At 37.7% G+C, this 14410-nt stretch carries 11 protein-coding genes; 9 read left to right on the top strand and 2 right to left on the bottom strand.

Annotated features, from left to right (window positions below; genetic code table 11):
- Positions 1-205: 205 nt before the first annotated feature.
- The 5 genes from thiS (at position 206) to IGQ45_07570 (ending at position 3019) form a co-directional block, all read left to right on the top strand.
- Positions 206-421, top strand: coding sequence for a thiamine biosynthesis protein ThiS (gene thiS / locus IGQ45_07590; GenBank protein ID MBF2057075.1), 216 nt, complete (start codon positions 206-208; stop codon positions 419-421).
- 116 nt (positions 422-537) lie between these two features.
- Positions 538-741 (top strand): photosystem II reaction center protein PsbH, encoded by a 204-nt coding sequence (gene psbH / locus IGQ45_07585; GenBank protein MBF2057074.1) that lies wholly within the window; start codon positions 538-540, stop codon positions 739-741.
- A 115-nt stretch (positions 742-856) separates the two neighbouring features.
- Positions 857-1156: a TatA/E family twin arginine-targeting protein translocase gene (locus IGQ45_07580; GenBank protein ID MBF2057073.1), complete on the top strand. Its 300-nt coding sequence runs from the start codon at positions 857-859 to the stop codon at positions 1154-1156.
- 78 nt (positions 1157-1234) lie between these two features.
- Positions 1235-1546, top strand: a complete 312-nt coding sequence (locus tag IGQ45_07575; GenBank protein MBF2057072.1) for a LapA family protein — start codon at positions 1235-1237, stop codon at positions 1544-1546.
- Positions 1547-1609: 63 nt separating this feature from the next.
- Positions 1610-3019: a collagen-like protein gene (locus IGQ45_07570; GenBank protein ID MBF2057071.1), complete on the top strand. Its 1410-nt coding sequence runs from the start codon at positions 1610-1612 to the stop codon at positions 3017-3019.
- Positions 3020-3309: 290 nt separating this feature from the next.
- On the opposite strand, the gene IGQ45_07565 is transcribed toward IGQ45_07570, so the two are convergent.
- Positions 3310-4074 carry a hypothetical protein gene (locus tag IGQ45_07565; GenBank protein MBF2057070.1) on the bottom strand — a complete coding sequence of 255 codons (765 nt, stop codon included), beginning with the start codon at positions 4072-4074 and terminating at the stop codon, positions 3310-3312.
- 255 nt (positions 4075-4329) lie between these two features.
- Here IGQ45_07565 and IGQ45_07560 point away from each other — a divergent pair, with 255 nt between their 5' ends.
- From IGQ45_07560 to IGQ45_07545, 4 genes are all read left to right on the top strand, one after another.
- Positions 4330-10821, top strand: coding sequence for a hypothetical protein (locus IGQ45_07560; GenBank protein MBF2057069.1), 6492 nt, complete (start codon positions 4330-4332; stop codon positions 10819-10821).
- Positions 10782-10961, top strand: a complete 180-nt coding sequence (locus tag IGQ45_07555) for a hypothetical protein (protein ID MBF2057068.1) — start codon at positions 10782-10784, stop codon at positions 10959-10961. Before IGQ45_07560 ends, IGQ45_07555 begins: the two co-directional genes overlap by 40 nt.
- Before the next feature lie 89 nt (positions 10962-11050).
- Positions 11051-12241, top strand: a complete 1191-nt coding sequence (locus IGQ45_07550) for an amidohydrolase (protein MBF2057067.1) — start codon at positions 11051-11053, stop codon at positions 12239-12241.
- Positions 12242-12323: 82 nt separating this feature from the next.
- Positions 12324-13046: a DUF502 domain-containing protein gene (locus IGQ45_07545; protein ID MBF2057066.1), complete on the top strand. Its 723-nt coding sequence runs from the start codon at positions 12324-12326 to the stop codon at positions 13044-13046.
- 368 nt (positions 13047-13414) lie between these two features.
- Here the strand turns inward: IGQ45_07545 and IGQ45_07540 are convergent, their stop codons facing one another.
- The gene (locus tag IGQ45_07540; GenBank protein MBF2057065.1) at positions 13415-14332 is read right to left on the bottom strand and encodes a glycosyltransferase family 2 protein; all 918 of its coding nucleotides are present in this window, start codon (positions 14330-14332) and stop codon (positions 13415-13417) included.
- Between the last annotated feature and the right edge of the window lie 78 nt (positions 14333-14410).

The raw sequence follows: 14410 nt of genomic DNA, 5'->3' as shown, positions 1-14410 counted from the left end.
GATGACGGGGAGAGTTTTTACGATAAGTTCTCGAATAAAATTGATTAAATCTACCATAAACACCCTAGATGTGCGCCCCTTGCCCTTTTCTTCAAACGTATTCTCAATACATATACTGGCTAATTAGACTAGAAGAACGAGATACCATAAAAAATGCTATTTTTTGAAAGAGTCTGATCAAAAATTACTATTAAAACCAGAGAAAATGAATCAAAAAACTATAACTATTAGCGTTAATGGAGAAGAAAAAATAATCTCAGCGCCCTTCACCCTCAGCCAAACCTTAACGAATTTAAACTTTCAACTCAGATTAATCGCCGTGGAATACAACGGTGAAATTTTGCATCGTCAATATTGGGATACTACCATGGTCAAAGCTGGAGATAAATTAGAAGTCGTTACTATTGTCGGCGGAGGATAATTGATAATTAGTTCTTCACCTAACCATTAATTCATAATTCATACTTTCCTTAACTTTGGTATAATCAAAAAAACTAACACCAAATTAAACATAAGTAAAAAAATATAAAATAAATTATGTCACAGCGTACCCCTTTAGGTGATTTACTAAAACCCTTAAACTCCGAATACGGCAAAGTTGCCCCCGGTTGGAGTACCACCCCTTTGATGGGTGTGTTTATGATTTTATTCCTCGTTTTCCTCTTGATTATCTTACAAATTTACAACTCTTCTCTCTTACTTGATGGCATTGTGGTAGATTGGTCTAGTTTAGGTCGATAATTATTACCTAAGTCAGCAAGTTAAAAGTTGTAATCTGACGAACAAGGGGCTTAATTTAATCCCCTTGACTTTCCCATATTACCATGAAAAAATTACTAATTTACTTATTTAAACTATGAATGTTTTTGGCATTGGACTTCCCGAAATGGCGGTAATTTTTGTAGTAGCTTTATTGGTTTTTGGACCAAAAAAATTACCAGAAATAGGTAGGACTGTGGGCAAGACTTTAAAAGGTTTTCAGGAGGCTTCACGGGAATTTCAAGAGGAGTTTAAAAAAGAAGCACAGCAGTTAGAAGAATCAGTGTCGATGAAGGCACAAATTGAAGCACCTCCACAATTAGAAAAAGTTAGTAATGCTAACAATAATAATGTTTCTAAGGAGGATAATAATGAAAACTTCAATGACAATAATTAAAAATTTTAATGTAATAAATATTTTAATTGTACCGTAATAATAAGTTACATTTTTATTAATTTTTTAAAAAGGCTAAAAATGAATTTATTTAGTAACTTACTAATTGCCCTAATTTTTGCATTTTGGCTAGTATTAATACCAGTTTTATCCATTCAAAATGTGGTAAGTGTTAGCCTCAATTTTTTTGTATGGCAATCCATTCCTATTCCCTCTGGGGTGTTAATATCCTTTGCTGTAGCTTTGGGTTTTGTGGTGGGCGCTTTGCTAAATTTCACGAAAAGAAATACTCCCCCATCTAAAAAAACCGCTCAAAAAAGAAAATCTAAGTCAACTACTTTTGTCAGGGATTGGGAAAAAGACGAAAAAGACCCAATTTTTGATTGGGATTGATCCACCATTAACAAATTGTGATAATCTGTGAGAGAAATTGAGTAAAATTAACCACAAATAGACATGGGTTGGCTGAAAAATACTTCTTTTACCCTCGCTTTTTTACTAATTCCCGATATTATTTATCCCAGTATTACTAATAATATTAATTGGTGTAACCTCAGCGCCCTTGCCTCTAGCTTAGTCAGGTTTGGCGATAACGGTAGTAATGGCGGTAACGGTAATAACGGCACATCAGGGCGTGATAGTGAAAGTATAACCATTTTTGCCGATGGCTCCCCCCTTAATTTAACTCTGGTGGGGCAAAATGGTAGTAGTGGTGAAGCTGGGGAAGATGGGCGCCGTGCCAATTGTCAACCCCAACCTAACCAACAACCCCAAAATTTAATGGGTGCCACGGGTGGTAACGGTGGCGATGGCGGTGATGGGGGTGATGGGGGTAAAGGTGGTAATCTTACCATTTATGCCACTGATCCTAATTATTTACAAGCTATTACCGTTAATGCCGGTGGTGGTAAAGGCGGTATGGGTGGGGCGGGGGGCGCTGGAGGCAAGGGTTGTGACTGTTTACAACCATTTTGGACTGTGCAAACCTGTAGCGGTAGCCCCGGCAGTGCTAATTATAATTGTACTACTCAAGAATATAAGTGTACTAATGGCGAAACGGGACAGGGAGGGCGCAATGGTAGAAATGGGCGCGATGGTAATTTAGGGCAATTAACACTTATTAATAGTAATCAACCTTTAGCGCCCGACCGTTTATCGGCATCTGTTACCATGACAGAATTAAAAGAGCGTGGTTTTAGCCTCTCTAAGAATATTTGGGCAACGAGGAAGGGCGCTGGGGCGTTATTTGCTCAAGGTTCAATAATTAATGATGAGTATTTAGCCCTCGCTGAGAGGTTACAAAATGCGGTAGTGTTGATTTGGAATGCACCTCAGCCTTTTCAACCGTTTGGAGGGCGCACTGTCACCCTTAGCTTAGATGAAAATGGACAAGTTGCCGTCAATACCCCCAATGATTTATGGTTTCAGCAAACCATCAACCGCCGAAACGGCATTACAGAAATATTTGTATTTAATGCCCTCCAAGCCTCCCAAGCTACCCAGCTAAAAAGTCAAGGTATTAGGGGAGTGGGCAAAGATGTTAAATGGGAAATTGTCGATGAGGCTCAAAAATCTGATTTAATTGACACTCGTTTTCGCCTTCGCTATAGTACATCGTTATCCGCTGAAGCGCGCTTTAGAGAAGTCAATGACTACACCGAGCGCTACAGCGCGGAAATTCCCCCTCAATTTGTCCGCTATGAAAATAACCGTTTTGTAGTTAATATTGGAGAATTGCCCATCCCTGAGCGTCATTTACAAGGTGATTCTGCCATTAAGGTTGATTTAGAGGTAATTCGGAGTTTAGGAGACCGTAGCGCTACTCAAACGATGACAGAAAGAACAATTCTCAGACCTTCTCGCTGATTTTTTATCGTATATCGGGCTTCTAGCCCAATGTTTGGAGAAGTCTATTCAAAACTCTTTTAAAACGAAGGTTTTAAGTACAATAAAATATTTAAAAAGTGCCAAAAATAGCCTTTTTTCCCAAAAAATGCCCTCTTTTCTTTACCCCAATCGAAAATTATTGAGACAAATGAGTAACTTATTAAACATAACTATTTGGCTTAACTCTTTAATTTATAAGCATTTCACCGCGACACCCCGACACCCGAAACCTGACACCTCTCCTCACCAAAATACTTTTTCAGCACAACCTAATTGTCATAGCGCACGAAAACCCGATTACCTTCCACCATTACTTTCCCCCCCAACTTGTCAATTTCTGCCAGCGCCCTTTCCCTTGTAGCTTCATCCCTTGCATTAAGGGCAATAGTTAACCAAGAAGAACCGGCAATTTTACGGTTATCAGGCTCAGTTGCCAAGAATTTTGCTGTTCCCTCCGCAACTTGTGCTACACTTAGACTCTCCTCGGTGTTTTCTATTTTAGCCCACTTGGCTGCCATTTGATAGGATTTTTGGGCTTCCTTTAAATCTCCTAAAAATAAAATTTCTAAAATGCCTTTATAAATCCATAGTTGATGGGCTAAAGGTTGTGTCGGTTGGATGATTTTTAACCCTTCTACTATCAAATCATGACTAATTTTTGGTTCACCAGCAAACAATGTTGTCGCCGGTTCCATGATATAATATGAAGTCACAAAACGAGGGTCTTTCGCCACTACCGTCTTAAAGTAGTCAGGGGATAATCGATAACCCGTAACTTCCCTAGCCTCTGCATCCCCATAATATTGAATAAAATTAAGGTAAACTAGATTAGCCGTTAGGTTATTGTAACCAAAATCGGGTAATTTATTCAGTAATAATACTTGTAAAGATTCTTTTTTTTCCAGTCTTTGATATTCTTCAGCGCTGATTGCACCTTCACTATCACTAATATAGGGTAATTGTAGTTTGATGATTCCTGCTATAGATGCTGAAGCGATTAACAGGCTAAAAACTAATTTATTAATCCTGTTCATAGTTCTAATTTAATCTTAACTATTTCACTTATATTATATAGCTTCTACCGTAGTTATGATAGATTAATTAAGTCCCCTCTAAAAATAGGGCTAGAAATCCGAAATACAGTGAGAAAATAGTATTTTCTAGTAAATTTGATAGAAAATCATTGTCCAAATCTTCATTTGATAAGGTCTATATTATCTTAAAAATAAAAATTTTCTCATTTATAATAATAATTCCCTTTGCTCTTTTATATTGCTGACACTACAATAATGATGAACTATCAAAATCAAGCATTAGCCTACACTATAGATTTATCTCTATATCAGAAAATTTACCCCTTAGAGAAAAGTTATCGTGAGGAGTTGTTTAGTTATTTTAACAATATCATTAGTCATCAGCTATTTATTAAGGGGATTGAGAAAAAAAGTAATGACAGTATATGCAATATTTACCGTCTTAATTATAATTATCGTTTAGAGTTTATCGCCGTAGCGGTAAAAGAAACTAAATTGATTAAATTTTTAAGTATTACTGATAAAACAAAGTTAAAACAACCTATTGTTGTTAGGGATAATTTACCCCATCAGATTATTGATATTGACATTAATTTTGAGCAGGATAAGTTTAAGCTACCTAGCCATGTTATTAGTTTATTTAGGGCGAATAACAATTTACGACTCAGCGCCCTCCACTTCACTATCAAAAATTCAGACCAATTCTATTATAACATAAGAGATGAAAAACGACAAGTAAACTTTTTTCCCTTAGTTTCAGCGCAACAGCGAGAGGTATTAACCAGTAAATTTCCCTTGGCTTTGACGGGAGATAATCAGACGGGAAAGAGTAAGACACTACTATATAAGAGTTTTTTGACTGCTGTGGAAAATGCAGACAGTAAAATTGCTTTGGTGACGACAGATAAAATTAGTCATTATCGTCTGAGTAATTTGGCGCAAAAAATCACCGCTTCAACGAGAGATTATCTTGACATTGCTGGTTATATTAATTTCCTTAGAAACACGGCGCAGGAATTGGGTATTTTTAGGGATAGTGATTATCGTCAACGGCATTTTGTGGATTATCGGCGTTTTCGAGAGGAATTTTTATCTAGTTATGATTTGACAGCAGTGGAAGCGCGCTATCTTTGGCAGGAAATCTTTTTCACTCTCAAGGGATGTATTAATTATTCTTTTACTGATGAGGGTTTAATTAGTTTCCCTGATTACGAGAGGGAGGTTAATCAGCGATTTTCAGTGGATAATCAGCAGATATATATTTTGGCACAAAAATATCAGCAGTGGTTAGCTAGTAATAGTTATTGGGATGTAAATGATATTACTACCGACTTTTTGTCTCAGTTACCAAAAAATTTCGCTGGTTATTATGATTATCTTTTGGTGGATGATTTAGATAATTTGTCTCGGCGAGGGGCGCTTTTACTTTTTTCTTTAGTTAAATTAGGTAATGATGGTTTACCTGCTATTGGTTATAGTTACAGAGAATTAGATTTTGATTATATCTCGCAAAGGCGCAAAGGACGCAAAGGATTCTTTTTTGACAGTTTAATTCAGCAATTTTCCCCAGTTAATTTATATCGGCAAGGGAAGTTATTGGTTACTAAGCATAAGAGTTTATCAATTAATCAAGAGGAAGGGTTAGATAATTCTTTGACAACTGATATAAAAAATAATTTTGGGGATGTATTACAAAGTGAGGCAATAGGCAACAGGCAACAGGCAATAGATTTGGATAAACAACCACAAGAATTATTACATAATCAAGACACTGGATTAAAGAAAGAAATAGAAGCAGATGATTTATTAATTTATCAACATCACAAAGATAAACAGGGGAATGGTAATAATAAAGATGATAATAGCGAAAAATATCCCAGCGCCCTCCACCATTATCAATTAACAGTTAACTTAGTCAATGATGCTGAAATTATTAACTTACAAAATCAACTAAAAAACATTACCGAAAATCAACAGAATCCCGAAGCCATTATTAACACCATCGAAAAATGTTACTGGTTGATAGGAGAAGAAGATAAAATTATCACTCAACTAGAAAATTTGGGTTGGGATACTATTATTATTGTCACTGACAAAGAAGAAAAAATAAAACTCACCACAACTCAAACCAAATCCAGTCGAATCATTACCCTAGACGAAAATCATAACTATCAATTCGAGAATGTTATCATCTGGAATTTCTTTAGCAACCTACAGACAATAGATAAAGAATTTCGTCATCACCTTATCAATCAATATTTAATTCCTAGCTTGAATAGTATTACAGGGAAACTATTTTTCTATGAAAACAATTTCGACATCTATCAACATTACCCATCCCTAGACAATTACATCAAAAAAACAGGCATCAAAACTCTTAACCCCCTCCTTAATCAACACAACCGAGAAGAAATTATTAACCTCGCCAAAAAGTATCAACAACAAGGCGCATGGCAAATGGCGCTGGAAATGTATCAAACTATTGGCGAGAAAAAATCAACTCCATACATTAATAGTTATCTTGCTGAATTAAGCGGTAACTGGGAAGAAAGTGGCGATTTATGGCATCAACAACAACAATGGGAAAAAGCTATCTTGGCATGGCAGGAAGTAGAAACCAATCTATGGCAGAAAAAATGGCAACATTTAACTCCTCCGCAATGGCAACAAAGAGGTAACTATTTAGAAAAAAAAGGTTATTACTCTCTCGCTGGAATTTGTTATCAAAAAGCAGAAGATAGAGAAGGTTATATTCGTTGTCTGGAAAAAAATCAACAATGGGAAACTATTGGGGATATATATAGAAATAGTCAACAAAATTCCCTCGCGCAAAAATACTATCTTCTCGCTGAGGAAGTTTATCGACAAGAAGAAAGATTACAACCCCTTGCTTTAATGTGGCAAAGGTTAAAACAATGGCAAAAGTCAGCAGAAGTTTGGGAAGGTATTGGTAAATGGGAAAGCGCTGCGGAAAATTGGTTACAAATTCGAGAGTTAGAAAAAGTTGCCTTGTGTTATCAAAAGGCGCAACAGTGGCAAAAGGCAGAAATTTATTGGCGACAATTACATCAAACGGCAAAGGTTGCTGATGTTTGTGAAAAACAAGAGAAATGGCAAGAGGCAGCGCCGTTATGGCAACAGTTACAGCGATGGCAGCAAGCAGGGGATTGTTTTTTACAAGCAGGGGAAATTAAAAAGGCGGCGCTTTGTTATCAAAGGCAACAAAATTGGCGCAAGGCTGAAAAGTGTTGGCGACAGTTACGGAATTTCTCTCAAGTTGCTTTATGTTGTGAGTGTCAAAATAAGTGGCAAGAATCTGCTTTAATTTGGCATAAGTTACAGGAGTGGTTAAGATGTGGTTTTGCTTGGCAACAAGTTAAGCAATATGAAAAGTCGGCTTTGGCTTATGAAAGATGTCAGCAGTGGCATAAGGCTGAAAAGTGTTGGCTATTATTAAATGATAAGTCGCAGTTGATTCGTTTTTATTCTCAACGGGAAAATTTTTCTCAACTTGCTAATCTTTATCTATCTATAGGAGAGAAGGAAAAATCTGCGTTGGCTTTTGAATCTTGTCAACAATGGGAGAAAGCTATAGATATATGGTTAGAGTTAAATAATTTTGAAAAGGCTGGAGATGTTGCTTTTCAATCGGGTGATTATGAGAAGGCAATCCAATTATGGGAGAGGTTAGATAATAAGTCAAAGTTAATAGAATTTTATAACGGTGAAGGGCGCTTTTTTGATTTAGCTATTCTTTACTTATCTATAGGGGAGAAAGAAAAATCTGCTTTGGCTTTTGAATCTTGTCAACAATGGGAGAAAGCTATAGATATATGGTTAGAGTTAAATAATTTTGAAAAGGCTGGAGATGTTGCTTTTCAATCGGGTGATTATGAGAAGGCAATCCAATTATGGGAGAGGTTAGATAATAAGTCAAAGTTAATAGAATTTTATAACGGTGAAGGGCGCTTTTTTGATTTAGCTATTCTTTACTTATCTATAGGGGAGAAAGAAAAATCTGCTTTGGCTTTTGAATCTTGTCAACAATGGGAGAAAGCTATAGATATATGGTTAGAGTTAAATAATTTTGAAAAGGCTGGAGATGTTGCTTTTCAATCGGGTGATTATGAGAAGGCAATCCAATTATGGGAGAGGTTAGATAATAAGTCAAAGTTAATAGAATTTTATAACGGTGAAGGGCGCTTTTTTGATTTAGCTATTCTTTACTTATCTATAGGGGAGAAAGAAAAATCTGCTTTGGCTTTTGAATCTTGTCAACAATGGGAGAAAGCTATAGATATATGGTTAGAGTTAAATAATTTTGAAAAGGCTGGAGATGTTGCTTTTCAATCGGGTGATTATGAGAAGGCAATCCAATTATGGGAGAGGTTAGATAATAAGTCAAAGTTAATAGAATTTTATAACGGTGAAGGGCGCTTTTTTGATTTAGCTATTCTTTACTTATCTATAGGGGAGAAAGAAAAATCTGCTTTGGCTTTTGAATCTTGTCAACAATGGGAGAAAGCTATAGATATATGGTTAGAGTTAAATAATTTGGAGAAAGTAGCCGAAATTGCTTACCAGTCAAAAAATTATTCCCTTGCTATTGAAACTTATAAAAAATTACAACAATGGGAAAAAGTAGCCGAAATTTATTTACAACTGGGAGAAAAAATCAAGGCAGGAGAAATGTATCAGAAAGGTAAACATTGGCAACTGGCAGAAAATATCTATCGAGATTTAGAAGATTATACTCAAGTCGCTAAACTTTGCGAAAAGCAATCAAAATGGTTAGAAGCTGGAAATCTTTGGCGAAATCTCGGTAAAATTTCTCATGCTTCCCTTTGTTATGAATTGGCAAGGGAATGGGAAAAAGCGAGGGAAGGTTGGCTAGAAATCAAACAATTTGCTTCCGTGGCTATTTGCTATGAAAGGGAAGGGAAATGGTTAGAAGCTGGTGAAAGTTGGCAACAAGTTAATCCTTTACTTAAATCTGTTTTTGCTTATGAAAAATCACAACAATGGGAAAAAGCTATAAATATATGGCAACAACTGAAAAATTATGAAAAGGTTGCTACTCTCTGGGAAAAGCTAGAAGAATGGGATAAAGCCGGTGAGATTTGGCAGGAATTGGGGCGCTGGGATAAAGCTGGTTATATTTGGCTTAAAATAAGTCAGTTAGAATCAGCAGCGCTTTGTTTTGAAAAAGCGTCAATGTTATCGGAAGCGGAAAATTGTTGGCGTGAGTTACAAAATTATCCTCGTTTAGTCTTGGTGTGTCAGCAACAGGAAAAATGGCAGGAAACGGCACAAATTTGGCAAGATTTGGAGGAGTGGGAAAAATCAGCGCCCTTCTGGCTTAAAATAAACTGTCATAAGGAAGCAGCGCTATGTTATGAAAAGGCACAACTTTGGCAAAATGCTTTAGACTGTTGGCAATTTCTCGGTAATTTCTCTCAAGTGGCAATTTGTGCGGAAAATGTCTCTAATTACTCCCTCGCTGGTGATGCTTGGCTGAAAGTTGAGGAAAGAGAAAAGGCGGCGCTATGTTATGAAAAGGCACAACTTTGGCAAAATGCTTTAGACTGTTGGCAATTTCTCGGTAATTTCTCTCAAGTGGCAATTTGTGCGGAAAATGTCTCTAATTACTCCCTCGCTGGTGATGCTTGGCTGAAAGTTGAGGAAAGGGAAAAGGCGGCGCTATGTTACGAAAAGGCGCAACTTTGGCAAAATGCTTTAGATTGTTGGCAATTTCTCGGTAATTTCTCTCAAGTGGCAATTTGCGCGGAAAATCTCGCTAATTATTCCCTCGCTGGTGATGCTTGGCTGAAAGCTGAGGAAAGAGAAAAAGCGGCGCTATGTTACGAAAAGGCGCAACTTTGGCAAAAAGCAAGACAAGTCTGGGTACATCTGAACATACGTTCAGGCATTGCAAGATGTTATGAGGGGGAAAAAAATTGGCAAGAGGCGGCAAAAATCTGGGAAAATGAGCAAATTTGGTTAAATTCGGCAGAAAATTGGTTTAAAGCAGGAGAAAGGGCAAAGTCGGCTGAATGTTTTGAAAATGGTAGTTTTTGGGCTGATGCTGAAAAAATCTGGTCTGAGGATAAAAATTATCTAAAATTAGCGTATAACCTTGAAAAACAAGAAAAATGGCAAAAAGCATCTAAAGCATATCAACAGGCTAATAAATGGCTAAATTCGGCGGTAATTAGCGAAAAAATAAAAGACTATACAGAAGCCAAAAAATGCTACATTCAATTGCAACAATGGGATAAAGTGGCAGAAATGGCAGAAAATGAGAGTAATTGGCAGGAATCGGGAGATAATTGGCGTAAAATTGAGCAATGGCAAAAAGCAGGTTTGGCTTATGAAAAGGGGGAATGTTGGCAACAGGCTTGGCAATGTTGGCAAAAACTAGAAAATTGGTCACGGGGTGCGGTATGTTTAGAAAAGTTAGGGGATTATTCTCAAGGGGCGCAGGTATGGTTAAAACTAAATAATGATGAGGGGTTGAAGGGCGCTGGGTTTAATTATCAACGGGCGCTACAATGGGATTTGGCTGAAGATTGTTGGCGCCGTCTTGGTGATTGGCCACAAGTAGCGATTTGCTGTGAGGCACAAGAAAAGTGGGATTTAGCTATTGAGGCTTGGTTACAGGCTGGTAGTAAGGTAAAAGCTGCTAATATTTTGCGTAAACAAGGGCGCTGGAAGGAAGCTGCGCTGATGATTGCTGGGATGGGGTAAAGGGTAGCAGAGGAAGAAAGGGTAGCAGGGGAAGAAAGGGTAGCAGGGGAAGAAAGGGTAGCAGAGGAAGAAAGGGTAGCAGAGGAAGAAAGGGTAGCAGAGGAAGAAAGGGTAGCAGGGGAAGAAAAGTTAGAATTTAGAAAACAATTACTTCTGCATTCTACATTCCTCCCATTATCAATGGTCCATTGTTTAGTTTGTTAATATAGAAAGAAAATTTAAAAATCTCATGTCAGTTACCCTCAGCGCCCGTCACCTTAGACCAGCTATTGCCGATTTACAACCTCAATTAGTATCATGGCGGCGCCGTTTACATCAATATCCAGAATTAGGTTTTCGAGAACATTTAACTGCCCAATTTATTTCCTCTCAACTCAATGAATGGGGTATTAAACATCAAACAGGGGTTGCTCAAACTGGTATCGTTGCTACTATTCATAGCGCCCACCCCGGCAAAGTTTTAGCCATTCGTGCTGATATGGATGCCCTGCCTGTGTTAGAGTTAAATAAAGTATCCTATCGTTCCCACCATGAGGGCATTATGCACGCCTGTGGTCATGATGGACATACTGCCATTGCCTTAGGTATTGCCCATTATTTACACCATCACCCCCATGATTGGCGTGGCACGGTAAAAATTATCTTCCAACCAGCCGAAGAAGGTCCAGGGGGCGCTAAACCCATGATTGAAGCTGGGGTTTTACATAATCCAGAGGTGGATGCCATTATTGGTTTACATCTCTGGAATAACCTCCCCCTCGGCACTGTGGGCGTAAGGGCAGGGGCGCTCATGGCGGCGGTAGAATGTTTTAAGTGTGAAATTAAGGGTAAAGGTGGCCACGGTGCTATGCCTGATCAAACCATCGATTCCATTGTGGTGGGCGCTCAAATTATCAATGCTTTACAAACCATCGTCAGTCGCAACATTAAACCCACTGATTCGGCAGTAGTAACTGTCGGCACTTTTGAAGGGGGAAGGGCGCTTAATGTCATTGCTGATACCGCTAAAATGAGTGGCACGGTGCGCTATTTTAATCCTCTTTATCAAGGTTATATCGGCAAAAGAATTGAGGCGATTATTAAGGGCATTTGCCATAGCCACGGCGCTGATTATGACCTCGATTATTGGCAGTTATATCCCCCCGTCATTAATGATCCTGACATGGCAGAATTGGTACGGCGAGGGGCGCTGGAGGTGGTAGAAACTCCCTTGGGAATTGTGCCGGAATGTCAAACCATGGGGGGAGAAGATATGTCTTTTTTCTTACAGGAAATTCCCGGTTGTTACTTCTTTTTAGGGTCGGCAAATCCTGATAAAAGTCTTGATTTTCCCCATCATCATCCCCGTTTTGATTTTGATGAAACTGCCCTTAGTATGGGTGCAGAAATTTTCGCGCGCTGTGTGGAAAAATTCAATTAAGGTTTGCTGAATAATTATTTTTTTGGTAGGGAAGAGGTAAAATAACAGTAATTAATACTAATAAAGATAGAGTAAGCAGTTTGTGTTAGAACGCCTAAAACAAAATTTAAAAAATGATTTAATTGCTGGGTTATTAGTAGTGATTCCTTTAGCGACAACCATTTGGTTAAGCTATGTTATCGCTAACTGGGCAATTAAATTTTTAACTAAAATACCTAAACAAATTAACCCTTTTGACGGACTCAATCCCCTTCTCACTAATTTTCTTAATTTTGTGGTGGGTTTAACTGTGCCTTTAGCATTTATTCTCCTTATCGGTTTGATGGCGCGCAATATTGTCGGGCGCTGGTTGTTGGATGTTGGCGAAAGAATATTACAGGCAATTCCTCTTGCTGGTGCGGTTTATAAGACTCTCAAGCAAATTTTAGAAACTCTTTTCCAAGACTCTCAAACTAAATTTCGTCGGGTAGTAGTTATCGAGTATCCTAGAGAGGGTTTATGGACGATGGGATTTGTGACGGGTAAAGTTAGTACGGTAATTCAAGGTAGTTTTGAACAACCGATGTTAAGTGTTTTTGTGCCAACTACTCCTAATCCTACCTCTGGTTGGTATGTAATTGTACCTGAAGATGGTGTTACTAATGTAGATTTATCCATTGAGGATGCTTTTCGAGTTTTAATTTCGGGAGGTATTGTTAACCCTGATAATCCAAATCCTAATGCCACTACTCCTAAAAAAATTAAGTCTCCCCTTGACTTGATTCCCATTAAAACTGTTACAGAGGGAGAACAACATTTAAGCTAATTTTTAGGGCTTTGCTGAATTAAGATATGATTTGCATTGAGTAGGAAGTGGAATAGAAAACAACATCAAATGTCCAGAGTTAGGCTCCGAGAGTTTCATAAAAATGGAATTAAAAAAAGAAAAAAAAATCAGGCATTGCTGAATCAAGGTATGAAAATAAAAACTCAACAATCTGGAATACTTACTATTTAATAGTTTAGTGATTTCCAATAAATATGAATCATACTCAAAATCAGCAACGCCCTCTTTACATTTAGTCTAAACTACAGTTCAAAGTTAAGGCGCATTGAACAACTTGCATTTTTGTTAACAAGGGGTTTAAAACCTTTGCCTTACAAGTTAAAAATTTAACTGTTGTCTTTTCACTCTTATCTTTTGCCTATCTTTAACAGTTTACTAAGATAACCAAATTGACCATAAACATACAAGATGTTTTCAAATCTGGTGCTAGGATTATTAATATATTTTATACTTTTATATGAACCTCGTATAATTCTTTCTAAAGAGCCTAAAAATTGCTTGTTTTTAGTTACATTCTTACCTTGTTGGCGATAATATTCGCTGATACCTTGCCACCAACTACGACTTTTGAACCATTCTTTCGTTAATCTTTCTGGTTGTACATTATGCCCTACCTCAGCGGTGGGGATATACATAACTTTTCTTTCCATCTTTAAGGCTAATTCGGTAAAGACTAAGTCACCATTGGATAATAAGTTATTTCCAACTCGGTCAAATTTCACATCAAAACCGCCCACTTCTTGCCAAAAACTACGACGAAAACCGTAGTTTAAGCCCCTAGGTGTGAAACTGGCATCATGAATGGCTATCATTTCATCACCTAAGTCATAAAGACCCAGCGCCCCTGCCATTTGCTCTGAAATCCATGCTGGTAGTTCAGTATAAGGTTCAGGTAGTATTAATTTAACTTTACCTCCAGCAATAACTACATCAGAATCATTTTCAAATACCTCTAATAATGTTGGTAACCAGTGGGAGGGCGCTATGGCATCATCATCGAGATAAGCCACTATCTCACCAGTAGCATTAATTACCCCCGTATTTCGTGCCACGGATAACCCTAATTTTGGCTCATAAACATATTTTACTTTGGGATTATCTGAATAAGATTTCACTATATCGGCAGTGCCATCAGTTGAAGCATTATCCACCACAATAATTTCATAATTAGCCAAATCTTGATGGAGTAAACTATCCAGCGCCCCTCGCAAATATTCTTCTCGGTTGTATGTACAAATTACCGCACTGATGGAAAGATTTGTCATGGTTTTTTTAGTATTGGTGACAGGGGAGAAAGGGAAGCAGAGGGAGAAAGGGAAGCAGAGGGAGAAAGGGAAGCAGAG

Source organism: Cyanobacterium sp. T60_A2020_053, assembly GCA_015272165.1.
GTDB lineage: Bacteria > Cyanobacteriota > Cyanobacteriia > Cyanobacteriales > Cyanobacteriaceae > Cyanobacterium.
The sequence above is the reverse complement of the archived record's forward strand: the minus strand, read 5'-3'. Positions and strand labels throughout refer to the sequence as shown.

Bases quoted from the DNA above. Each gene is read 5' to 3' on its own strand.
- thiS (MBF2057075.1), top strand. From the start codon at position 206: ATGAATCAAAAAACTATAACTATTAGCGTTAATGGAGAAGAAAAAATA.
- psbH (MBF2057074.1), top strand. From the start codon at position 538: ATGTCACAGCGTACCCCTTTAGGTGATTTACTAAAACCCTTAAACTCC.
- IGQ45_07580 (MBF2057073.1), top strand. From the start codon at position 857: ATGAATGTTTTTGGCATTGGACTTCCCGAAATGGCGGTAATTTTTGTA.
- IGQ45_07575 (MBF2057072.1), top strand. From the start codon at position 1,235: ATGAATTTATTTAGTAACTTACTAATTGCCCTAATTTTTGCATTTTGG.
- IGQ45_07570 (MBF2057071.1), top strand. From the start codon at position 1,610: ATGGGTTGGCTGAAAAATACTTCTTTTACCCTCGCTTTTTTACTAATT.
- IGQ45_07565 (MBF2057070.1), bottom strand. From the start codon at position 4,074: ATGAACAGGATTAATAAATTAGTTTTTAGCCTGTTAATCGCTTCAGCA.
- IGQ45_07560 (MBF2057069.1), top strand. From the start codon at position 4,330: ATGATGAACTATCAAAATCAAGCATTAGCCTACACTATAGATTTATCT.
- IGQ45_07550 (MBF2057067.1), top strand. From the start codon at position 11,051: ATGTCAGTTACCCTCAGCGCCCGTCACCTTAGACCAGCTATTGCCGAT.
- IGQ45_07540 (MBF2057065.1), bottom strand. From the start codon at position 14,332: ATGACAAATCTTTCCATCAGTGCGGTAATTTGTACATACAACCGAGAA.